Annotated in this window: 19 protein-coding genes, 1 tRNA gene and 1 pseudogene; 13 read left to right on the top strand and 8 right to left on the bottom strand. The window is 67.8% G+C overall.

Going from position 1 to position 20,813, the window contains the following annotated elements:
* Positions 1 to 25: 25 nt before the first annotated feature.
* The 3 genes from K6U06_RS09465 to K6U06_RS09455 all read left to right on the top strand — a co-directional run bounded on the left by K6U06_RS09465 (position 26) and on the right by K6U06_RS09455 (position 1,671).
* Complete coding sequence (locus K6U06_RS09465) at positions 26 to 466, top strand: antitoxin Xre/MbcA/ParS toxin-binding domain-containing protein (RefSeq protein WP_262321682.1); 441 nt, start codon at positions 26 to 28, stop codon at positions 464 to 466.
* Positions 467 to 1,129 carry an RES family NAD+ phosphorylase gene (locus tag K6U06_RS09460; RefSeq protein ID WP_262321681.1) on the top strand — a complete coding sequence of 221 codons (663 nt, stop codon included), beginning with the start codon at positions 467 to 469 and terminating at the stop codon, positions 1,127 to 1,129.
* A gap of 269 nt (positions 1,130 to 1,398) precedes the next feature.
* On the top strand, positions 1,399 to 1,671 hold the full coding sequence (locus tag K6U06_RS09455; protein WP_262321680.1) for a hypothetical protein: 273 nt from the start codon (positions 1,399 to 1,401) through the stop codon (positions 1,669 to 1,671).
* Between the two features lie 121 nt (positions 1,672 to 1,792).
* On the opposite strand, the gene K6U06_RS09450 is transcribed toward K6U06_RS09455, so the two are convergent.
* The 3 genes from K6U06_RS09450 to K6U06_RS09440 all read right to left on the bottom strand — a co-directional run bounded on the left by K6U06_RS09450 (position 1,793) and on the right by K6U06_RS09440 (position 5,172).
* Positions 1,793 to 2,167, bottom strand: coding sequence for a PIN domain-containing protein (locus tag K6U06_RS09450; protein ID WP_262321679.1), 375 nt, complete (start codon positions 2,165 to 2,167; stop codon positions 1,793 to 1,795).
* A gap of 5 nt (positions 2,168 to 2,172) precedes the next feature.
* Positions 2,173 to 2,418 (bottom strand): type II toxin-antitoxin system Phd/YefM family antitoxin, encoded by a 246-nt coding sequence (locus K6U06_RS09445; RefSeq protein ID WP_262321678.1) that lies wholly within the window; start codon positions 2,416 to 2,418, stop codon positions 2,173 to 2,175.
* A gap of 297 nt (positions 2,419 to 2,715) precedes the next feature.
* Positions 2,716 to 5,172: a hypothetical protein gene (locus K6U06_RS09440; RefSeq protein ID WP_262321677.1), complete on the bottom strand. Its 2,457-nt coding sequence runs from the start codon at positions 5,170 to 5,172 to the stop codon at positions 2,716 to 2,718.
* A 118-nt stretch (positions 5,173 to 5,290) separates the two neighbouring features.
* Between K6U06_RS09440 and K6U06_RS09435 the strand changes: the two genes are divergently transcribed.
* From K6U06_RS09435 to K6U06_RS24675, 6 genes and pseudogenes are all read left to right on the top strand, one after another.
* Positions 5,291 to 6,031, top strand: a complete 741-nt coding sequence (locus tag K6U06_RS09435; RefSeq protein ID WP_262321676.1) for an HNH endonuclease — start codon at positions 5,291 to 5,293, stop codon at positions 6,029 to 6,031.
* Positions 6,032 to 6,231: 200 nt separating this feature from the next.
* Positions 6,232 to 6,669 carry a hypothetical protein gene (locus K6U06_RS09430; protein WP_262321675.1) on the top strand — a complete coding sequence of 146 codons (438 nt, stop codon included), beginning with the start codon at positions 6,232 to 6,234 and terminating at the stop codon, positions 6,667 to 6,669.
* Between the two features lie 97 nt (positions 6,670 to 6,766).
* Positions 6,767 to 7,813 carry a hypothetical protein gene (locus K6U06_RS09425; RefSeq protein ID WP_262321674.1) on the top strand — a complete coding sequence of 349 codons (1,047 nt, stop codon included), beginning with the start codon at positions 6,767 to 6,769 and terminating at the stop codon, positions 7,811 to 7,813.
* Positions 7,810 to 7,956, top strand: a complete 147-nt coding sequence (locus K6U06_RS09420; RefSeq protein WP_262321673.1) for a hypothetical protein — start codon at positions 7,810 to 7,812, stop codon at positions 7,954 to 7,956. The genes K6U06_RS09425 and K6U06_RS09420 overlap by 4 nt, the downstream gene beginning before the upstream one ends.
* A 118-nt stretch (positions 7,957 to 8,074) precedes the next feature.
* On the top strand, positions 8,075 to 8,515 hold the full coding sequence (locus K6U06_RS09415) for an excisionase family DNA-binding protein (protein WP_262321672.1): 441 nt from the start codon (positions 8,075 to 8,077) through the stop codon (positions 8,513 to 8,515).
* Positions 8,515 to 9,471 (top strand): annotated as a pseudogene (locus tag K6U06_RS24675) (tyrosine-type recombinase/integrase); the annotation flags it as partial. The gene K6U06_RS09415 and the pseudogene K6U06_RS24675, both read left to right, overlap by 1 nt.
* A gap of 197 nt (positions 9,472 to 9,668) precedes the next feature.
* Here the strand turns inward: K6U06_RS24675 and K6U06_RS09405 are convergent.
* Together K6U06_RS09405 and K6U06_RS09400 are read right to left on the bottom strand one after the other, a co-directional pair.
* Positions 9,669 to 9,742, bottom strand: a tRNA-Val gene (locus tag K6U06_RS09405).
* Between the two features lie 63 nt (positions 9,743 to 9,805).
* Positions 9,806 to 10,678 (bottom strand): alpha/beta fold hydrolase, encoded by an 873-nt coding sequence (locus K6U06_RS09400; protein ID WP_262321670.1) that lies wholly within the window; start codon positions 10,676 to 10,678, stop codon positions 9,806 to 9,808.
* Between the two features lie 203 nt (positions 10,679 to 10,881).
* On the opposite strand from K6U06_RS09400, the gene gltB reads away from it, so the two are divergent.
* The gene (gene gltB / locus K6U06_RS09395) at positions 10,882 to 15,459 is read left to right on the top strand and encodes a glutamate synthase large subunit (protein ID WP_262321669.1); all 4,578 of its coding nucleotides are present in this window, start codon (positions 10,882 to 10,884) and stop codon (positions 15,457 to 15,459) included.
* On the top strand, positions 15,452 to 16,897 hold the full coding sequence (locus tag K6U06_RS09390; RefSeq protein ID WP_262321668.1) for a glutamate synthase subunit beta: 1,446 nt from the start codon (positions 15,452 to 15,454) through the stop codon (positions 16,895 to 16,897). The genes gltB and K6U06_RS09390 overlap by 8 nt, the downstream gene beginning before the upstream one ends.
* An 84-nt stretch (positions 16,898 to 16,981) precedes the next feature.
* Here the strand turns inward: K6U06_RS09390 and K6U06_RS09385 are convergent, their stop codons facing one another.
* Positions 16,982 to 17,635, bottom strand: a complete 654-nt coding sequence (locus K6U06_RS09385) for a YkgJ family cysteine cluster protein (protein WP_262321667.1) — start codon at positions 17,633 to 17,635, stop codon at positions 16,982 to 16,984.
* Positions 17,636 to 17,716: 81 nt separating this feature from the next.
* On the opposite strand from K6U06_RS09385, the gene K6U06_RS09380 reads away from it, so the two are divergent.
* Together K6U06_RS09380 and K6U06_RS09375 are read left to right on the top strand one after the other, a co-directional pair.
* Positions 17,717 to 18,148 carry a hypothetical protein gene (locus K6U06_RS09380; RefSeq protein WP_262321666.1) on the top strand — a complete coding sequence of 144 codons (432 nt, stop codon included), beginning with the start codon at positions 17,717 to 17,719 and terminating at the stop codon, positions 18,146 to 18,148.
* Positions 18,145 to 18,852 (top strand): hypothetical protein, encoded by a 708-nt coding sequence (locus tag K6U06_RS09375; RefSeq protein WP_262321665.1) that lies wholly within the window; start codon positions 18,145 to 18,147, stop codon positions 18,850 to 18,852. The genes K6U06_RS09380 and K6U06_RS09375 overlap by 4 nt, the downstream gene beginning before the upstream one ends.
* 39 nt (positions 18,853 to 18,891) lie before the next feature.
* Here the strand turns inward: K6U06_RS09375 and pip are convergent, their stop codons facing one another.
* Positions 18,892 to 19,848, bottom strand: a complete 957-nt coding sequence (gene pip / locus K6U06_RS09370; RefSeq protein ID WP_262321664.1) for a prolyl aminopeptidase — start codon at positions 19,846 to 19,848, stop codon at positions 18,892 to 18,894.
* Between the two features lie 23 nt (positions 19,849 to 19,871).
* Positions 19,872 to 20,714: an AAA family ATPase gene (locus K6U06_RS09365; RefSeq protein WP_262321663.1), complete on the bottom strand. Its 843-nt coding sequence runs from the start codon at positions 20,712 to 20,714 to the stop codon at positions 19,872 to 19,874.
* Positions 20,715 to 20,813 lie beyond the last annotated feature (99 nt).

Raw genomic sequence — 20,813 nt, 5'->3', positions numbered from 1 at the left:
GTCTATGCTGGTAGAGGAGGTTTAGATGAGCCGGACGTTGGCTGAGCTGGAGAAGCGGGCTTCAGCAGGGGCGGTCGGTTTGGCGCGCAGTGTGCTCGAGGCCGACATCGCGAACCGGGCGTTCTCAGACCAGGTGGGTCCGGCGCTGACCCAGGCGGACGCGGCCAGGCTGCTGGGGCGAAGCGAGCAGGCGGTGTCCAAGGACGGGAGGCTGTTGCGGGTCCACCGTTTCGACGGGCGGCCCGTGTACCCGGTCTTCCAGTTCGACGGTCGACGCCAGCGGCCCGGACTGGCCGCGGTCGTGCGAGCGCTGGCCCGGTCGGTTCAGCCGACAACGGCCGCGTCGTGGCTCACCGCACCCAACCCCCAGTTGGCGGACCGTCGGCCGGTCGACGCTCTCGATGATGGTGACCTCGATGACGTGGTGGCGGTGGCGGTTCGTTTCGCTGACCGCATGGCTGTCTGAGTGCCTCTGGGCTCTCCGCCGCCGGCGAGCAGGTTGCGGCAGCTGTCCGGCCGACGTCTCGCCGGGAAGCTGCTGTACCGAGTCTTCCGGGCCGGGCGGGCGAGTCCCTGGTGGTTCGCCAGCCGCCCGACGGCCGCCCCCGATCAAGCCGGACGCTTTGACCTGGTCTCGCCCGAAGGCACCTGTTACCTGGCCACACTCCCCGAAGGGGCAGCGCTCGAAGCGTTCCAGGATTTTGGTCGCGGAGTACTGCCTGAGTCGGAGCTGCGCACCCGACGTCTGGCGCGCGTAGCCGTTCCTGGCGGCGCGCCCGACGCGGCCGATCTGGTCGCACCCAAGGCCAGAGGAGTGGGTGTGACTGCGGCGCTCTGGGCGGGCCAGGATCGGGCGCTCACCCAGTCCTGGGCGGATGCCTTGCGCCGGGCCGGCTGGCAGGCGCTTTGGTGCGGGCTGCAGCACGACCCGGCTGGGCAGCTGCGCGGCGTAGCCCTCTTCGACTTGGAGGGTGAGCACGCCCCGTACGGCGACGTATCGTGGACGCACACGATTCTGCGCCTCGACGACGATCCGGCGGTCCTGAGTGCGCTGGAGGAGTACGGCATAGAGGTGATCGCCGACCCCGAGCCCGAGGTCGTCGCGCTCGACGACTCCGGGCTTCTGTAACTCCGATCTCGACTGAGCCACGGGACCTCGAGCCGGGTTCTAACTGGGGATGGCCAACCCTTGCCATCCGCAAGGATGGCGGACACCGACCGGCGCCTGTGTGTCTGTCAAGGGCTCAAATCAACGGAGGCCCTTCGGGTCCCGAAAACCCTGGTCGCGGGGTGCCGTCCGATCCCGGCCAGGGACCCTGCCGGCACCGCCGCGGCCGAAGGTGTCGAGTTCATCATCCACGCCATGCCAGCCCGCCAGAAGTTTTTGAGGTGACAGCCATGCCCCGATCCATACAAGACATCCTCGACCACGCCGACGACCTCGCCAAGCGCTTCGAGGACTACGAACCGTCCCCGGATGACGAGGTAGCCGTGGCCGAACACCTCCTGGGTCGAGCAGCCCTGGCCCGGGCTCCCAGCGAGCGCCAGGTCGGCGAGGCGGTCGACGCGGCTCGCCGAGCCGGCATCTCATGGAAGCGGATCGGGGTAGAACTGGGGATGACTGCCCAGGCAGCCCAGCAGCGGTTTGGCCCGGAAGCGAGACCCGCATAGCGCATTCTTCGTCGTGTCGCTGGGTGTCCGGCCCCGCTCGCAGCGCCGCCGTATAAGTTCAAACTTCCCCAAGCTGCGAGAACGGATCAGTGCGCTTGGTCCATGCTGGCACGGGCGGTGATCAGACCCGGATCACCTCGACGCCGGGGATGGCCTCATAGTCATTGTCCTGGGTGACGACCGGGATTTGCTCGACAATCGCGGTGGCAGCCACAAGCGCGTCGAGGATAGGGACCCTGCGGCCACCGGCACGCAGGGTGGCGACGACCCGGGCAAACTGGCGCGCCACCTCGGCGTCTATCGGCAACGGATCCCACGTCGACTCCACGGCCGAAAGCGTTGCCACTCGCGCCGGCCGATCATCGTCGTCGGCCATGAGGACGCCGACGGTCAGTTCGGCCAGCGTCACCACCGACACCTCGGTCTCGGTAACCCCCTCCATCTCGCCGAGGGGTCGCCCTGACTCCGTGGCGACGAAGAACGAGGTGTCGAGCAAGGCCCTCATAGGTCGTCGGTCGTGTCAGCCAGCAGACCCCGCACGTCCTTGAGGAGGTCACGGTCAGCAGCGTGGCGTGAAGCTATGGACACCGCGTCGGCCGCGGACACGGTCCGGCGGCGGCGGAGTGGCACGATTTCGGCTACGGGGCGCCGGTCGACCGTAACGGTCAACCGTTCGCCGCCTTCGACCCGACGAAGCACTTCGCTGACTGTGTTTCGCAGGTCGCGGACGGATATCGAGCTACCCATTTGACTACTGTAGCACATATGGCTACATGTGGCCAAGTGGGCGCTACGGGACTCGAACCCATGACCTCAGCCGTGTGAACTCGGCGGACCGAACGACGACGAACGCCGACGGTGAGGAATAGCTGTTCGGTGAGGGTCCCCGACTTGCACGGACAGTGCCGAACGACGGCGGCCCACAGCAGCCGCGCGATCCTCGCGCGATCGAGACAGGTCGGCTTCTCGTCTGCGGGGGGACTTCACCGGTCCACACCGCAGCCGGACGCCTGCGACGCTGGATGACTGAGCATCCTATGTAAATCAATCGGACCGGGTACGAGCCACTCCCTGGCGTACGGCCTTCATTTTTTGGGCTGCAGTGGCACTCAGCACCGACCAGTCGAACTGCAGACCCCTCTCTGAGAAGGTCGCCCACTGCGAATCCAGATACTGTCTGAAATTATCCGCCCGCTCAAGCCGAGATTCGATCGACTGCCCAGAGTGGATGAGCGGACGCCACTTCGGATCGACAATCGGCGTATCAACACTCATTGCATCAAGATACTGAAACTCTGTTGACAGCACTTTCACGGTATACGCTCCCACCGATGTGATTCTGCATCGCTCTGAGTCTGCGCCAGGAACCCCCTCTCCGACATAGCGAGGCGAGGTTTCCAACAGATCCGCAGCGGCACACCGGTTAAGAGCGGCAGCAGTCTGTCGTTCGTTGAACCCAAGCGACTGACAATGAGAATAGACCTGGCTCGTTGCAACGAAACCTTGGTCGACCCCACTCCGAGCCCCTCGCTCCACGAAAGAAATTACTGTGGGCTGAAGAAAATGCTCCCTACCGTCTGATTGACTTATGTCCCATATATTAGCGATTGGACTATCCGCCGGATAATACCACTCATGCTCGCCATAAATCATCGCTCGGAGAAATTCGTGCAGCGGCAGCGTATACCCGTAGCGGTCCAGAGCCTTAAAAATTTTCTCGCTATCTACATGACCGCTGCCGACAAACGCATTCACAAACTCAAGGGCTCGTCTGACGTTGCCCCCACTCAAGTTATCGACGAGCTCAATTAGTGGCTCGTTGGCCTCAAACGCATTCAGAAGCATACCTAGATACTGGTTTAGGCGTTCCGAATTCACTGTCACGTTTGAGGGGAAGGTGGGCAAGCGTCCAGTTGCATTAAGCTCCTTTCTCGCGAATGTCAGGCGACGAGTGATCACTCGGTCAACTCGCGGCGGCTCAATCGTGAATACTCTAGTTTGGTATCCGGTTAGGGAACCTTGGCGCTTCGACCGGTAGAATGTCTCGGGGCGGAGTGAGATGAAGCAAGCCACCGGCCAACTTCCCGCCAACGCTTGCGAGATCAGAAAGACTTCCTCTTGGAAGGCGAATGGTCGCTGATCGACATTATCAAGGAAGACAACGGTTTCTCTTCGCTGCGCTCTGAGCAGGTGCTCTAGGCAACGTCTGAGGTGCGAGTCTAAATCTGCGATACACCGTTCTAGGAGTTCCAGTTCTTTTAGTGCGTACGCTTCGGGGTTTGCTTCCCGAAGGCTCTTATAAATGCCGCTGGCGAATCGTTGCAGCTCAGAGCGGTATACACTGCGAACGAATCCATTATCCTCGATGTCGATTCCGTAGCGGATCAAGAGCTGTGTCTGGAATTGTCGCAAGACATACGGGTTGAGGTCAGCCAGCGCCGGCTCATTCCCAAAATCGAGATAGAGGACAATACTCTTCTTCAGAACTTCCCTTGCTTCAACCAGAATGAATCGGCGGGTGAACATTGTCTTGCCGACGCCAACATCACCCAGGAGGATCACCGGTCGCTGGCCAACGCTAGCAGCGAAGACGTCAGACAGTAGGTGGCCCGATACCCCCGATTTGTGCTGGACGGGCTCCAGCGATGCCCCAGTTTCGGACTCAAGGAAATGTGAGTACCTCGCCGCAAGTACATCCCTGCTGACCTGTGCATATTGCGAGAGGGTTCCGCTAGTTACGTAGCACTCCTCGAGAAAACTCTGCTCGACCTCCGGTTGCCGAAGGATGTCCTCCAAGAAGACTCCACCCAGAATCTGCAGCTCAGCTGCCAGAGAGTTCCTATTCTTGTACGACGGATACCCAGGAATTGACGCCGACACTTTTTCCGGGGGAGGCCGGTCGGCGTCGGCATCGAGCATGCGGCCCAAGCGGCGAGCTTGAAGCCCTGGTTTCGAAAGGGCATTCCAAAGCTCCTCAAACCGGCTCAACATTGCCTCTAGTGAGTCGAACACGAGAGCTCGCCCCTGATCAGGAGGCACGCCGTCAGTTCTTGTCGCAACAAAGGCAATCAACTGTAAACCGTTGGCAACAACGGCAACCGGGATAGCCCGTTGCTGACCGTAGGACATGGCCTGCTTGATCGCTGCACCGATGGCCTGATCCCGCCTTAGTTGACTGAGTGGAGTAGTGGGCCGAGCAAAGCCGGCCGGCAGATTAAAAGAGATGCCCTCCCGTTTGGCTTCAACCACGAGCTGACGAACTGGGGTTCCGAACTCGTAGTCGGTGAAGCTGCCAGCGTGACTGTTTTCAACGTGGCACTCTTCGCTGTTCCATCCCAGGCACTCAAAGAAAAGACGATCAATGAGGTCGAGGCGGGTTTGGGCTTCGTTCCTCGGAGTGGTCTCTTCTCGCTTGCTCTCCGAATCGATGATCCGGCGAAGCGCAGCCTCACTGCTCTCGTAGTCCACTACAACCTCACCCGGCCGTTCGAGTCGCTTCACAACAGGTGTGCATCCTGTTGGAGTGCGCTTGCTGTAACACAGCACCCTCAAACTGCGTCTGTCCCATGCGCGAGGGTAGCTTCACCGCCCTAGCCCTGCAGAGGACTCCGGAGGCGCCATGGCTGACAGCAAACCGGGCAGGAACCCAACGTGGGCGGTTGACGAGCTCGTCCCGGCTCTCGACCTCTACCTCCGGTCTGGCCTTCTTGACGACTCGAGCGCCGAGGTGCAGGAGTTGAGCAACGTCCTCAACGCCCTGCCGATTCATACGGTCCATCCCGATGTCGAGCGCTTCCGTAATCCCAATGGCGTTGCGTTGAAGCTCGCAAATTTCGCGGCGCTCGACCCGAACTACCCGGGCGTCGGGATGAGCCGGGGCAGTCGGGCGGACGGACAGGTGTGGGACCGGTACCACACTGATCGGGACGAGCTGCGCCGGGTCGCTGCTGGTCTGCGGGCCGGGGCGTCAGGTGAGGAGCCGTTCCCGGTTCTCCCGGAGGAGGGAGAGGACGAGATCAGCGAGGGCCGCCTGCTGTACCGCCGACACCGGACCCGGGAGCGCAGCCGGGCGCTCTCCAACCGGAAAAAGGCCGAGGCTCGGTCAAGAGGGCAACTCGCAGGCGAGGTTTGCGGCTTCGACTTCCAGGTGACCTACGGCGAGCTTGGCAGGGACTTCATCGAGTGCCACCACGTTCGGCCACTGTCGGCCTCCGGGCCCACGACCACACGGCTCAAAGACCTCGCACTCCTCTGCTCCAACTGTCATCGCATGGCCCACCGAGGCGACCCATGGCCCGACGTCGAGCAGCTGCAGTCGCTCATCGACGCCGCCGGGAAGCACACTTCAGTGCCTCTGTAGCTCCACCACGCCGAGCAGCAAGCTCATAGCGGAGCGGCGAGGGCGGTCAAGGCCGGCCGCAGGCCGCCCGTAGGGGCAGCCTTGAGGGCCCGGGCAGTTGTCGAGCACATCATGGATCAGGCCGGCCCTGGCCGGCCTAGTTGACGCTTGTGCCTCTCCTTGTCGTTGACATGCGACTTGCAAAGAGCGATACTGCGACTATGACCCCTGAGCGCGACTACCGGTCCGAGAAAATGGACAGCCTGGAAGGGCGCGGCCTCGCACGAAGCCGTTGGGACGCGTTCATGGACAACGAGCTCGAGGACGTCGTCACGTCCCTCGACCTCACCGACCTCCGCAAAGCCGACACCCCACTCGACGAACTGGACACCGACGTCCGAGACGAGATCGCCGGCTGGGCGAAGGAACGCTCCGAGCTGATCGGGTTCTGGGTGGCGTGGCACCTGGCCGGCGGGTTCCGCCAACTCGAGCAGGGAGGCTGGCACCGAGCGACCATCTTCCGGAAGGTCGCCCGGTTCCGCACCGTGTTCGGCGAGCACCCCGACGAAGCCACGTTCCCTTGGCTGCGCCTCGACTACCGCAAAGCCTGGGTCGCCGAAGTCAGCCGCCACCTCACCCAGCCCCGCTACACCGACTGAGCCAGGCCCACGACCCGTGATCGCCTCCCCCGCACCGGACCCCTACGACCACCAAGTCGCAAAATCACTAGTTGATGACCGATCAGCTGCTGCTGAGATGCACGAACTCGCATCCGGTGTCGACGCCCTTTACCTGTCCGGCCGGGGGCGTCTCCTTGCTCCCGCCATCGCCGAAATCGACATCATCCGCCAACTGGCAGGTGACTCCAACATGCCACTCCCGTACGTCCTCGACGACGGGCCGGTCCTGATGGTCGCCCCGCACGGCTGGGGCAAATACCGCTACTGCCTTGACCACCCCACCGCCAGGATCGGGCTCACCACCAGCCGCCACCTCCCAGCGGCGCGGGTGCAGTTCCGCTCAGAGCACCTCCACGCTGTCGGCCCCCACCGGGCCCTCACCGACCTGCCGGCACTCGTCGACCGATTGGCCGCCGACGTCACCTACAGCGTCGCCCGCCTCGACCTCTACGCCGACTGGCAAGGCTGGGACCTCACCGCCGGCGACCGGGACCGGTTCGTCACCAGGGCCGACACCTCCCGCAGCTACCAGCACAAGGGCGGGCTCAGCGGCTTCGACTTCGGGACCCGCAAAAGCCACACCCTCACCGCCCGCATCTACGACAAAACCCTTCAAGTCGACCAAGGTGGCCACGACTGGTGGCCGACCATCTGGGGTCACCACTACCAGCCCGGCCGGCCCGTGTGGCGGGTCGAGTTCGAATACGCCCGTCAGCTCCTCGACGAGTTCACCCTCACCCAGCCCGCCGCCGCCCTGGCCGCCAGCGGCGACCTGTGGGCCTACGCCACCGAACAGTGGCTCACACACCGCACCCCGACCGGTGACACCACCCGATCCCGGTGGCCCACCAGCCCACAATGGCAGCGGATCGAGCAGTCATCACTGCGCCACAGGCCGGTCGGTGCCACCCGCATCCGACACGCCCGCACCGCCGGGTCCATCCGTCGACTCTTGCCCGCCATCACCGGCTACCTCGCCGCCTTCGCCGCCCTCGCCGGCACCAGCGACATCGCCGACACCCTCGACGCCATCGCGGAACCCCTCCACGACTACGAAACCATCAGCCACACCACCTTCGCCGAACGCATCCAACGCCGAACCGCCCACCAGGCAGGGCGATGATCATTCCCGACTCCCGGCCGCTGGTGACCCCGAGGTGCTCGAACGGCACCGCCGAACAAGGCCTGGATGCCGGGCGGATCACGAGCACGGTCAGCGCACCCGTCGTTCCCGCTGGCGTCGACGTGAGCACCAAGACCCTTTAGAGGCGGATGGCCGGCGCAGCCGGCCGGCCGCCCATCGATTAGCGAACAACGACGGACTACTCATCGACACGGGCCACCGCCCGACCCGCACCGACAACCCAACCGAGAGGAAGGACCCGTGAGATCACACCCCGCCGACAAGCAGCCGGAGATCGACCAGAGCACAGCTGGGCATCTGCTCCTGACCCCGCTTCAGGCGGCCAGAGTCCTCTCGATCGGGCGGACCACCCTCTACGGGCTGCTGGCCAGCGGCGCCCTGGCCAGCGTCCAGATCGGCACCAGCCGGCGCATCACCTACCTCGCCCTCCAGGACTACGTCGGCGGCCTGCGCACCGACCCACCTCGCCCGGCGACGAGGTCGCGAGGCGGCCACCATCAGGTAGCGGGAGCACTGGACCGCCCGTCCCCCATCCAGGACAACACCCGAGCGTCAGCGGGGCCGAGCAAGATGGGAGGCACTCGCAGCCAGCCCCGCCCAACCAGGGTCGAGGCACCCAGCTTGCCGTTCACAGAACCGCTGACCGGCCCGCCCGGTCCCGAGCACTGCGAGGACTCCTGATGGCACACATCCGACGACGTAGCACCGGCGACGGCGTCCGGTACGACGTCCGATGGCGCCTCCCCACCGGACGGGTGGCCAACAAGGCCTTCCGCCGCCGGGCCGATGCCGACGCCTTTCGTCGCAGCGTCGAAGCCGACGAGCTGGCTGGACTGGTCACCGCCCGCCGAGGCAGCAACAAGACCGTCGCCGAGGTGGCAGAGGCCTGGATGGCATCGGATGCGACCAAGCGGGCCAGCTCCCTCGCCCGGGACCGCAGCAACCTGCGCACCTGGGTCCTGCCCGCCATCGGGGACCGCCCTGTGCGATCCATCACCCGGGCAGACGTCCAGGGCCTGGTCAACCGCTGGACCGGCGTCCGCTCCGCTTCCACCGTCGGGCGAATCTACGGCACCCTCCGAGCCCTCCTCGCCTACGCCGAGGACGACGAACTCATCGCACGCAACCCGTGCCGGCGCATCCGCCTCCCCAAAGCCCAGCTCGTCGACCGGCCCCAGCTCGGGCCAGACCGACTCTCCGATCTCGCAGAGCAACTCGACGCCAGCCAGGCGCTCATGATGTGGACTGCGGCCACCCTCGGCCTGCGCTGGGCGGAGTGCGCCGGACTCACCGTCGCCAACATCGACCCGAAGCGAGCGACCATCTCGGTCCGCCAGCAGCTCAACCGGGACGGCAAGCTGACACCGCCCAAATCAGCCGCCGGCCGGCGCACCATGACCGTGCCCAACTGGCTGATGGCGGAACTGCTCGACCTCGCCGAGAGCCGTCGTCCCCACGGTGGCGATGCGCTGGTCTTCGTCACCGAGGAAGGCCACCCCCACCACTACTCCAACTGGCGGAAACGTGTCTGGCTGCCAGCCACCACCCGAGCGGGCCTCGGCGGCCTGCGCTTCCACGACCTGCGATCGATCGCTGCCACCAACCTCATCGTCGCCGGTGTCGACGTGAAGACCGCCCAGACCCGACTCGGCCACGCCAGCCCCCAGATGACCCTTGGCCTCTACGCCCGAGCCACACGTGACGCCGACCAGGCGGCGGCAGCAGCCCTGGGAGAACGCATGCGTCCGCGCGATCCTCGCGCCATAGGTCGCACCACTGCGACCTCGGGTGACGTCCCTGTGCACAGAAGACTCTCTGACCAGGGAGAACGTCGTGGGCGCTACGGGACTCGAACCCATGACCTCAGCCGTGTGAAGGCTGCGCTCTAACCAACTGAGCTAAGCGCCCGAGCGCAGGTTGTACCGGCGCGGGACGACCAAAGATAGCCGCCGGCGCCGACCCTGTGCATGCTCAGGCGCGGGGCGTCCCGGCGAGAGCGGCGATGGCGTCGGCGACCGGGACGTGCAGCGCCGGCGGGAGGTCGTGGCCCATCCCGGGGAAGATCGTGAGCTCGGCGCCGGGGATGGCCGCCGCGGTGGCCCGGCCGCCGCTCACGTCGACTAGGGGGTCGGCGTCGCCGTGGACGACCAGGGTGGGGACCTGCACCTGGCCGAGGGCCTCGGTCCGGTCCCCCGAGGCCAGGATGGCGAACGCTTGACGGGCGGTGCCCTCCGGGTGGTAGGCCCGGTCGTAGTCAGCCTCAGCCCGGGCGCGGGCCCTGGCCTCGTCGAAGGGGTATCCGGGAGAGCTTATGGCCCGCGCCCCTCTGACGGACTGGTCGATGCGCGCCGCTCGCTCCCCCGGTGGCGGCGTGAGCAGCACTTCGATCACTCCGGGATGGGGTTGGCCGACCGCCGGGGCGCCGGTCGTCGACATGATCGAGGTCAGCGAACGCAGCCTCCCAGGGTGTTCGATCGCCAGTGTCTGGGCGATCATGCCCCCCATCGAGGCCCCCACCACGTGGGCCGAGTCGATGCCTTCGGCGTCGAGGACCGCGGTGGCGTCGGCGGCCATGTCCGAGAGGAGGTATGGAGCGGTCGCGGTTCCCGACAGCCCGGCGATCAGGTCGGCGGCGCCCGCCTCGTCGAGCCACGTGGAGAGCCCGACGTCGCGGTTGTCGAAGCTCACGACGAAGAAGCCGCGTGCCACCAGGGCGGCCTTGAAGTCAGGGTGCCAGGCGGTCAGTTGTGCACCCAGGCCCATCACGAGCAGCAGCGGTTCCGCAGCGGGGTCGCCCTCGGTCACGTAGTGGATGTTCACGCCGGCGTTGGTCGCTGCTGGCAAGGCGCACGCTCCTGGGGCCTGTCGTCGCGGCCCTCGCGGCAGCGCGCCGACAGAGCTTCGCGCCGCTGGAGCCGGCGCAGCGGCGGGCTCCACCACGCCCCAGCTTCAGGTCGACGTCCGACATCACCTAAACTGTCGTTTCCCGAGGCCAGGGCCAACGTCGTCCCTGCCGAAGTCCCCCGAGACCGTCCCGGAGTGACGACATGGCTGACCTCCCCCGCCCGACTGGGCTCTATCGACCTGACTTCGAACACGACGCTTGCGGCGTGGCGTTCGTCGTGGACATGCACGGGCGCCGTAGCCACCGCATGGTCCGCATGGGTATCGACAGCCTCTGCCACATGGAGCACCGCGGTGCCTCCGGGGCAGAGGTCAACACCGGTGATGGCGCCGGGATCCTGATCCAGGTCCCCGACGCCTTCTACCGGGCGGTGCTCCCCTTCGAGCTGCCGCCCGCCGGCGACTACGCGACCGGTATCGCCTTCTTGCCTTCCGACCCTTCCGACGCCCGCGCCGCTCGCGACGCCATCGACAAGGTCGTGCTCGCAGAGGGCCTCGACGTCCTCGGCTGGCGGGAAGTGCCGACCGACGACTCGACTATCGGGTCGATCGCCCGCTCGAGCATGCCGAGCTTCCACCAGGTCTTCGTCGGGCCCGGGGCCGGCCCTGACGGGTCGCCGGGCGCCGGGGGCATGGACCTCGAGCGGCGCGCCTTCATGCTCCGCAAGCGGGCTCGCCGCGAGGTGGAAGGCATCTACTTCGCTTCTCTGTCGACCCGCACCATCGTGTACAAGGGGATGCTGACCGCTCCCCAGATGGGCGAGTTCTGGCCCGACCTGGACGACGAGCGCCTGGAGTCGGCGCTGGCGCTGGTCCACTCCCGTTTCTCCACCAACACCTTCCCCAGCTGGCCTCTGGCCCACCCGTACCGCCTGGTCGCCCACAACGGCGAGATCAACACCTTGAAGGGCAACCGCAACTGGATGCGCGCCCGCGAGACGCTGCTGCGAAGCGATGTGCTGCCCGGCGACTTGGAGCGGATCTTCCCCATCGTCAGCCCCGACGCCAGCGACTCGGCCACCTTCGACGAGGTGCTCGAGCTGCTCCACATGGGTGGGCGCTCGCTTCCCCACGCGGTGCTGATGATGATCCCCGAGGCGTGGGAAAACCACAAGCAGATGGACCCGGCACGGCGGGCCTTCTACCAGTACCACGCCGCGCTGATGGAGCCGTGGGACGGCCCCGCTTCGATCGCGTTCACCGACGGGACGGTCATCGGCGCGGTGCTCGACCGCAACGGCCTGCGCCCGTCGCGCTACTGGGTGACCGACGACGGGCTGGTGGTGATGGCCTCCGAGGTCGGCGTGCTCGAGGTCGACCCGGCGCGGGTGGTGCAGCGGGGTCGCCTGCAACCGGGGCGGATGTTCCTCGTGGACACCGCGCAGGGCCGGATAGTGAGCGACGACGAGATCAAGTCCCAGCTGGCGGCCGAGCACCCTTACGCGGAGTGGGTCGCGTCCCAACAGGTCCGTTTCGACGACCTGCCCCCCCGCTTCACGCTGACCCCCCAGCACGCGTCGGTGGTCACCCACCAGCGCCTGTTCGGCTGGACCGTCGAGGATCTAAAGGTGCTGCTGGCGCCGATGGCCCGCTTCGGCGCGGAGCCGATCGGCTCGATGGGCACCGACACCCCGCTGGCGGTCCTCTCGGACCGCTCCCGGCTGCTCTACGACTACTTCCAGCAGCTGTTCGCGCAGGTCACCAACCCGCCCCTCGACGCCATCCGCGAGGAGCTGGTCACCTCGCTGTCGGGCACGATCGGCCCGGAAGGCAACCTGCTCGACCCCCGCCCCGAGAGCGCCAACCAGATCGTCCTCGACCAGCCCCTCCTGACCAACGAGGAGCTGGCCAAGCTCCTCTACATCAACGAGGACGGGGACCAGCCGGGCTGGTCGGCGTTCGCCATCGACGGCCTCTTCCCCGTGCGCGGCACGCGCCCGCCTGGCGAGGAGCTGGCCGCGGCCCTCGACGAGATCTGCGCCCGGATCAGCCGGGCGGTGGCCGACGGAGCCAAGCTGATCGTGCTCTCCGACCGCCACACCTCCAAGGACCTGGCGCCGATCCCGGCGCTGCTGCTGACCGCGGCGGTCCATCACCACCTGATCAAGGAGAAGACCCGCACCAAGGTCGGTTTGGTGCTGGAAACCGGCGAGGCCCGAGAGGTGCACCACATGGCGCTCCTCCTCGGTTTCGGGGCCGCGGCGATCAACCCCTACCTGGCGCTCGAGAGCATCCAGGACCTGATCAACGACCGGGTCATCACCGGGCTCACCCTCCGCCAGGCCAGCCGCAACTACTTGAAAGCCTGCGCCAAGGGCGTCCTCAAGATCATGTCCAAGATGGGCATCTCGACGGTCGCCTCCTACACCGGCGCGCAGGTCTTCGAGGCCATCGGCCTGGCCCCCGATGTCGTGGACCGCTACTTCACCGGGACGGTCAGCCGGATCGGCGGCGTCGGGCTCGAGGGCATCGCCGAGGAGGTCCTGATGCGCCACCGGGTGGCGTGGCCGGACCGGCCGAGCGAGCTGGCGCATCGCGAGCTGCCCGTCGGCGGCGAGTACCAGTGGCGCCGCGAGGGCGAGTACCACCTCTTCAACCCGTCGACCGTGCACAAGCTGCAACACTCGACGCGCACCAAGCGCTTCGAGATCTTCAAGGAGTACACCTCCGAGGTCGACAGCCAGGCCGCCCACCTGGCCACCCTGCGAGGTTTGCTGCGGGTGCGCAGCGCGCACGAGCTGGGCCGCCAGCCCATCCCGGTGGAGGAAGTGGAGCCGGCGTCGGCGATCATGGCCCGTTTCAACACTGGTGCCATGTCCTACGGCTCGATCTCAGCAGAGGCCCACGAGACGCTGGCCATAGCCATGAACCGCATCGGCGGGCGGTCCAACACCGGCGAGGGCGGCGAGGACCCCGACCGCTTCACGCCCGATCCCAACGGCGATCTGCGCCGCAGCGCCGTGAAGCAGGTGGCGTCGGGCCGCTTCGGGGTCACCAGCGAGTACCTGGTCAACGCCGACGACATCCAGATCAAGATGGCGCAGGGCGCCAAGCCCGGCGAGGGCGGCCAGCTGCCCGGTCACAAGGTGTACCCGTGGATCGCCAAGACCCGCTACTCCACGCCCGGCGTCGGCCTGATCTCCCCTCCCCCGCACCACGACATCTACTCCATCGAGGACCTCGCGCAGCTCATCTACGACCTGAAGAACGCCAACGACCGGGCCCGGGTCCACGTGAAGCTGGTCGCCCAGGTCGGCGTCGGCACCGTCGCCGCCGGCGTCTCCAAGGCCCACGCCGACGTGGTGCTCATCTCCGGCCACGACGGCGGGACCGGCGCCTCGCCGCTCAACTCCCTCAAGCACGCCGGCGCCCCGTGGGAGCTGGGCCTGGCCGAGACCCAGCAGACGCTCATGCTCAACAAGCTGCGCGACCGCATCGTCGTGCAGGTCGACGGCCAGCTGAAGACCGGCCGCGACGTCCTCATCGCGGCGCTCCTCGGCGCCGAGGAGTACGGCTTCGCCACCGCCCCGCTGGTGGTCAGCGGGTGCATCATGATGCGGGTCTGCCACCTCGACACCTGCCCGGTCGGTATCGCCACCCAGAACCCCGAGCTGCGCAAGCGGTTCAGCGGCACCCCGGAGTTCGTCGTGACGTTCTTCGAGTACATCGCCGAGGAGGTCCGCGAGCTGATGGCCTCTCTAGGTTTCCGGAGCCTCGACGAGATCATCGGCCATCCCGAGCTGCTCGACACCGAGGCCGCGGTCGACCACTGGAAGGCCGCCGGACTCGACTTGGCGCCGATCCTGGAGCCCGCCGACGCCGCGCCCGACGCCCCCCGTCGCTGCGTCCGCCCCCAGGACCACGGCCTGGAGAAAGCCTTGGACCGCACCCTCATCGCCGCGTCACGCGACGCCCTGGAGGACGGTCGAAAGGTCCATATCGACACGCCGGTGCGCAACGTCAACCGCAGCATCGGCACCCTGCTCGGCGCCGAGGTCAGCCGGCGCTTCGGCGGCGCCGGGCTGCCCGACGACACCATCACCATCGACATGGTCGGCTCCGCCGGCCAGAGCCTCGGAGCGTTCCTCCCGAAGGGTGTCACCCTTCGCCTGCACGGCGACGCCAACGACTATGTCGGCAAGGGCCTCTCCGGGGGCCGGATCATCGTCCGGCCGTCCCTCGATGCGCCCGACGGCTTCATCGCCGAAGACAACATCATTGCCGGCAACGTCATCCTCTACGGCGCCACCGCCGGCGAGGTATTTCTTCGCGGGGTGGTCGGCGAGCGGTTCTGCGTCCGCAACTCCGGGGCGCTGGCCGTGGTGGAAGGGGTGGGTGACCACGCCTGCGAGTACATGACCGGCGGGCGGGTCGTGGTGCTCGGCCCGACCGGGCGGAACTTCGGTGCCGGCATGTCGGGCGGCATCGCCTACGTCTACGACCCCGAGGCGGGCTTCGCCCCGATGGTCAACACCGAGATGGTCGACTTGGTGGCCCCCGGCAGCGAGGACCTGGAGTTCCTGCTCGATGCCGTCGAGCGCCACCACACCGAGACGGGCTCGGCGGTGGCCGAGCATCTGCTCGGGACATGGGCGAGAGCAAAGGAGAGCTTCGTGAAGGTCATGCCGAGGGACTACCAGCGGGTCCTCGACGCGGCCGCCAAGGCCGAGGCCGAGGGCAGGGACGTCGACGCGGCGATCATGGCGGCGGCTCATGGGTGATCCGAGCGGGTTCCTCAAGCACGGCCGGGAACTCCCCCAGCGCCGGCCGGTCCCGGTCCGCCTCCGGGACTGGAAGGAGGTCTACGAACCCTTCGCCGCCGAGGATCTTCGGACCCAGGCGTCGCGCTGCATGGACTGCGGCATCCCGTTCTGCAACGACGGATGCCCGCTCGGCAACCTGATCCCGGACTGGAACGACCTCATCTACCGCGACCAGTGGCATGCGGCGATCGAGCGGTTGCACGCCACCAACAACTTCCCGGAGTTCACCGGCCGCCTGTGCCCGGCGCCTTGCGAGGCGGCGTGCGTGCTCGGCATCAACTCCGACGCCGTGACCATCAAGCAGGTCGAGGTGTCGATCATCGACCGGGCGTGGGAGGAGGACTGGGTCCAGCCCGTCCTGGCCGATCGCAGCAGCGGCAAGTCGGTGGCCGTGGTCGGCTCCGGCCCCGCCGGCCTGGCCGCCGCGCAGCAGCTGACCCGCGCCGGGCACAGCGTCACGGTGTTCGAGCGCGACGACCGTCCCGGCGGTCTGCTCCGCTACGGCATCCCAGAGTTCAAGATGGAGAAAAGGGTCCTGGACCGCCGACTTGCCCAGATGCGGGCCGAAGGCACCCAGTTCGCTTGCAACGTGGACGTCGGTGCCGGGCTGAGCGTCGAAGAGCTGCGTGCCCGTTTCGACGCGGTCGTCTTGGCGACCGGCGCGACCGTCCCCCGCGACCTAGACGTCCCCGGGCGCGCCCTGCAGGGCATCCACCAGGCCATGGAGTACCTGCCGCCCGCCAACCGGGTGGCCGCCGGCGAGCTGGCCGAGTCGCCCATCAGCGCCCACGGCAAGCGGGTGGTGATCATCGGCGGCGGTGACACCGGCGCCGACTGCCTGGGCACCGCCCACCGGCAGGGCGCCGCGTCGGTCCACCAGTTCGAGATCATGCCCCGCCCCCCCGACTCCCGGGCCGAGACGACGCCGTGGCCGACCTGGCCGCTGATGTTCCGGACCTCCTCGGCCCACGAGGAGGGCGGAGAACGCGTCTTCGCGGTCAACACCGCCTCTTTCCTCGACGACGGCCACGGCGCGGTCCGGGCCCTGTCAGCCCACCAGGTCGAGGTCACCACCGTCGACGGGCGTCCCCGCTTCGAACGCGTCGAGGGGACCGACTTCGAGCTGCCCTGCGAGCTGGTCTTGTTGGCTCTCGGCTTCTCGGGACCCGAGCGGTCGCTGCCCTCCGCGCTGGGCGTCACCCTGACCGCCCGGGGCACCGTCGCCAGGGACAAGGACGGAGCGACCGACGTCGACGGGGTGTTCGTCTGCGGGGACGCCGGCCGAGGTCAGAGCCTCATCGTGTGGGCCATCGCCGAGGGCCGCAGCTGCGCGGCGGCGGTCGACCGGTGGCTTAGTGGAAGCACGCTCCTGCCCCGGCCGCTGGCGCTGTCGTAACCCTTCCCCAGACGGTCCGTGCCGGCCGCGCCGCTGATCGACCTCCACTTGTCCACGCACGTCGGTGGGCAAGTGGACGTCGACTCACCGCCGGCGTCTGGACAGCTCCGCCCGTACCTCCTGAACATCCGGACCGGTGACGCCGCCGGCGGGTCTGCGCTTCGCCCGCCACAGGTCGCTCAGCTCCACCGCCATCACCGACCGCTGCGTGGCGGAGCGGGGACCGAGCGCTCCGAGCTGCGCGCCGTTGACCTCCAACCAGCGCGCCGCGGCCTGCACAGCCCGATGGTCCTCCTGGTCTCCGGGGCTCGGATACCGCCATTGCCAGCCTTTCACCCGCACCGCGATGGCAGCCTTGTCCGGATCCTCCGGCTCTACGTCGGCGGCGGAGAAAACCCGGCAGTCGTAGGTCCGGCACGTCCGGGGACGGTGAGCGTAGATCCCGCACCCCTGGTCGGTGAGCATCGGGCAGCGCCCCTGCTCGTCGTAGCCGAGCACGACGTGCCCCGGCGGAAGCCCGGGGGCCGGGAACCTCAGCGCCGGAGGGATATGGGCCAGGGTGTCGGACTCGTCGGGGCCGACGTGGACGAACTGGCTGGAGCTGCAACAGGCGCGACATCCCTGGCAGGCGACGTCGGATTCGGCAGCGCCGGTGAGGGCGGCGCGCATGCCGGCCAGCCAGTCACTGAACGCGCCGGCATCCGACGGGGCGACGTCGTTGGACTCGGAACCGGTCATACCGACCCAGGTTCCTCCTTGAAGCGGGATGAGGCAAGGCGGCGAGGGACCGATCTCGATGGCCGGCGGTAGCGTGGAGGTGTGGCCGAGGACCGACCGAACGACGAACGACCCGACGAGGGCGCCCGAAGCGCCCCCGAACCGGACGCTCCCGGCGCCGCGGCCGACGACGACCTCTCCACCGCGCTGCCTCCCAAGATCGAGCGGTGGCGCAAGCGCAGCGCAGCCGGCGCCATAATGACCGGCTTCGCGCTGGGCCTGCAGCAGGTGTTCGAGCCGGAGAAGAAAGAACCGTCGATCATGCTGGAGACCTCCGGCGACCCGCCCGGCGACCTGCCCGTAGACGCCGAGCTGGACGGCCTTGGCGCCCGCCACAGCGTCGTCAGGATCCGCCCGTGGCTGCTCGAAGGCAACCGGTCGGCCGCCGCGGCGGCAACCGACGACCCGGACGGGCCAGCGTCGGGCAGCAGCGAGGCGACCGACGCCGATCCCGACCGAGGCCGACAGTCATGATGGCCCGGTTCGGGCGTCGCAAGGCCGCCGGCGGCGACGCCGGAGCTCTCGACACTGACGCCGAGGAGCTCGAAGGCGAGGAGTGGCCAGGCGAGGAGACCGACCAGCCGACGGGCACCCCCCTCCGCCGACGGATGTTCGCCTCCTCTAGCGGCGGGTCTTCCCAGGACGAGGAGGATCTGCCCTCCAGCCGTCTGAGAGGCAACGAGCGCACCTACGGCTACGCGGTCGGGGCGGTCATCGCCGTCGCCAGCATCATCATGCTGGTGGTCACGGGCGGGGCTGGCGCACCCAAGCATCCCCAGCCCATCTGGCCGGTGCTAGGCCTAGTGTTCGGCGTGGCCACCATTGCCACCATCCGATTCCGCAACCGGATGCTCACCTCGCTGGTAGCCATCGCCGGCGGCTTCGTCAGCGGCCAGGCCCGAACCCCCAACTCCCTATCCGGGGTCAAGATCGTCGCTCTGCTGGCGCCGGTCGTGTACGGCATCATGATCTTCCGCCGTCAAAGCAAGGCCGACCGGGCTTTGCGGGCCAGCCAGCCGCGGATGACCGCCGCCGAGCGCAAGGCGGCTCGGGGGCGGGGCCGAGGCGGCGCGGCGGCCAAAGACGAGCCGGCTCCGGGCCGGCCGAAGCCCAGCGGGCGCTACACACCCCCCAAGTCCAAGACGCCGCCACCGAAAGGCTCGCGCTCCAAGCGCTAGCCCCTGCGTTTCCGGCCGGCCGGCTCGGAACTCCCTCGACTAGGGCCGGCCGGCGATCTCAGCCATGGCGTCGATGGCGGCGGCGAACTCTTCGCCCATGCTCCCACCGAAGTGACCAGCGTCGTCTACGACCACCAGTCGGCTCGCGGGCCACGCCTTGTGCAGTTCCCAGGCTGTGACCAGCGGCCCCGACACGTCGTGCGCGCCGTGGATCAGCACCGCCGGCACGTGCCCGATGCGCGCCACGTTGGCCACCACCTCGTTGTCTGCGAGGAAGCATCCGTGCCCCCAGTAGTGGGTCACCAGACGGGCGAACACCAGCTGCCAGGGCAACTCCTGGGTGCTCAGATGCGGCGCGTAGCCGGGTGCCAGGGACATGTGGGTGTCCTCCCAAGTGCACCAGCGGCGGGCCGCTTCTTCCCGCAGACCCCGGTCGGGGCTCGCCAGAAGCCGGGCGTAGGCCGCGGCCAGATCACCGCCGCGCTCCTCATCTGGCACCAGTTCGACGAATCGTTCCCACTCCCGGGGAAAGACCCGGCCCATGTCGCGGGTGATCCACCGCGTCTCCTGCAGCCGGCCGGTGGTGACCGCCCCGAGGACCATGCCGAGGACCCGTTGGGGATGGCGCTCGGCGTACACCAGGGCCAGGGTCACCCCCCAGGAGCCCCCTATGACCACCCACCGGTCGATCCCGAGATGGGCGCGAAGCCGTTCGATGTCGGCCACCAGGTGGTCGGTGGTGTTGGTCGACAGGTCAGCGTCGTCGTCGCTCGCCAGCGGCCGTGACCGCCCGCAACCGCGCTGGTCGAAGATCACGGCCCAGTAGCGGGCCGGATCGAAGTTACGCCGACTGTTGGGAGTCGCCGGCGCGCCGGGGCCGCCGTGCAGCCACAGCGCCGGCGTGCCGCCGGGCGACCCGACCGTCTCCCAATACAGGGAATGGCCGTCGCCGACCTCGAGGTAGCCGCTGTCGTAGGGCTCTATGGGTGGTCGCATCCCCCAATTGTGGACGGGCTGCCTCAGAAGTCGGGCCCGAAAGGCGGCGGCTCGCCCGGCGGCGCTGAAACTGGGTAGTTCAGGCCTCGGCGGGCCTGCGTCAACCTGGCTGGCGCCATCGAAGTGCCCTGCATCGTCTGGTAGCCGAGGCGTTGCGGCTCGTCAGCAGGTATAGCGCCGCCCGCGGTGGTGTCTCCAGAGCCGGTCAGCGAAGGATCGATCCCGCCGCCGAGCAGCGCTCTGGTCAAGGCGGAGGCGTCGCCGAGGAGGCTCCTCGCGGCGGCCGCGAGCGCCGGTCCGTCCACCCGGAGGGGACCGGAGTGGCGGGCCGCGTCCGCCAGCGCAGCGCGCCTCACCACCTCCCTCAGGTAGCTGGCCGTACGGCCCTCGGTCGCGTCGAGCGCGTCGGCGAGGTCCTCGTCGGTGAGGTCGCTCACGCCGAGAGCTTTCCCGTAGAGCCGCAACAGTTGCGCGCGGCCGGCGGCGTCGGGCATCCCGATTTCGACCGCGGCGTCGACCCGGCCGGGGCGCTCGGCGAGCGCCCGCTCGAGGATGTCCACCCGGTTCGTCGTCAGCAAGAAGGTGACATTGACGTCGTCGCCCAGCCCGTCGATCTGGTTGAGGACCTCAAAGAGGAGCGGGTTACCGCCGACCGGCCCGAAGGACCGGTCGCCCGCTACCAAATCGACGTCCTCCAGGATCACCAGCGATGGCTGCAGGAGGCGGGCCAGTCCGCACGCCTGACCGATGAGACCGAGCGCCTGACCCGACATCACGAACGCGGTCAGCTCGCGCATCTGCGACAACAGGTAACGGATGGTGTGGGTCTTGCCGGTTCCCGGCGGGATGGCGACAGACTGCAACATCTTCGACGGTTGTTGCCGTGCGAGGTGCGGGTGACGTCGTCGGTGCATCCGTTGTTCGGCCGGCTGCTGGCGGCGTCTGGGTTCAAGCGGCGTGACGGA

The sequence above is a fragment of the Acidiferrimicrobium sp. IK genome, assembly GCF_025499425.1.
Taxonomy (GTDB): domain Bacteria; phylum Actinomycetota; class Acidimicrobiia; order Acidimicrobiales; family Palsa-688; genus Acidiferrimicrobium.
This window is presented reverse-complemented; position numbering and strand designations above follow the sequence as displayed.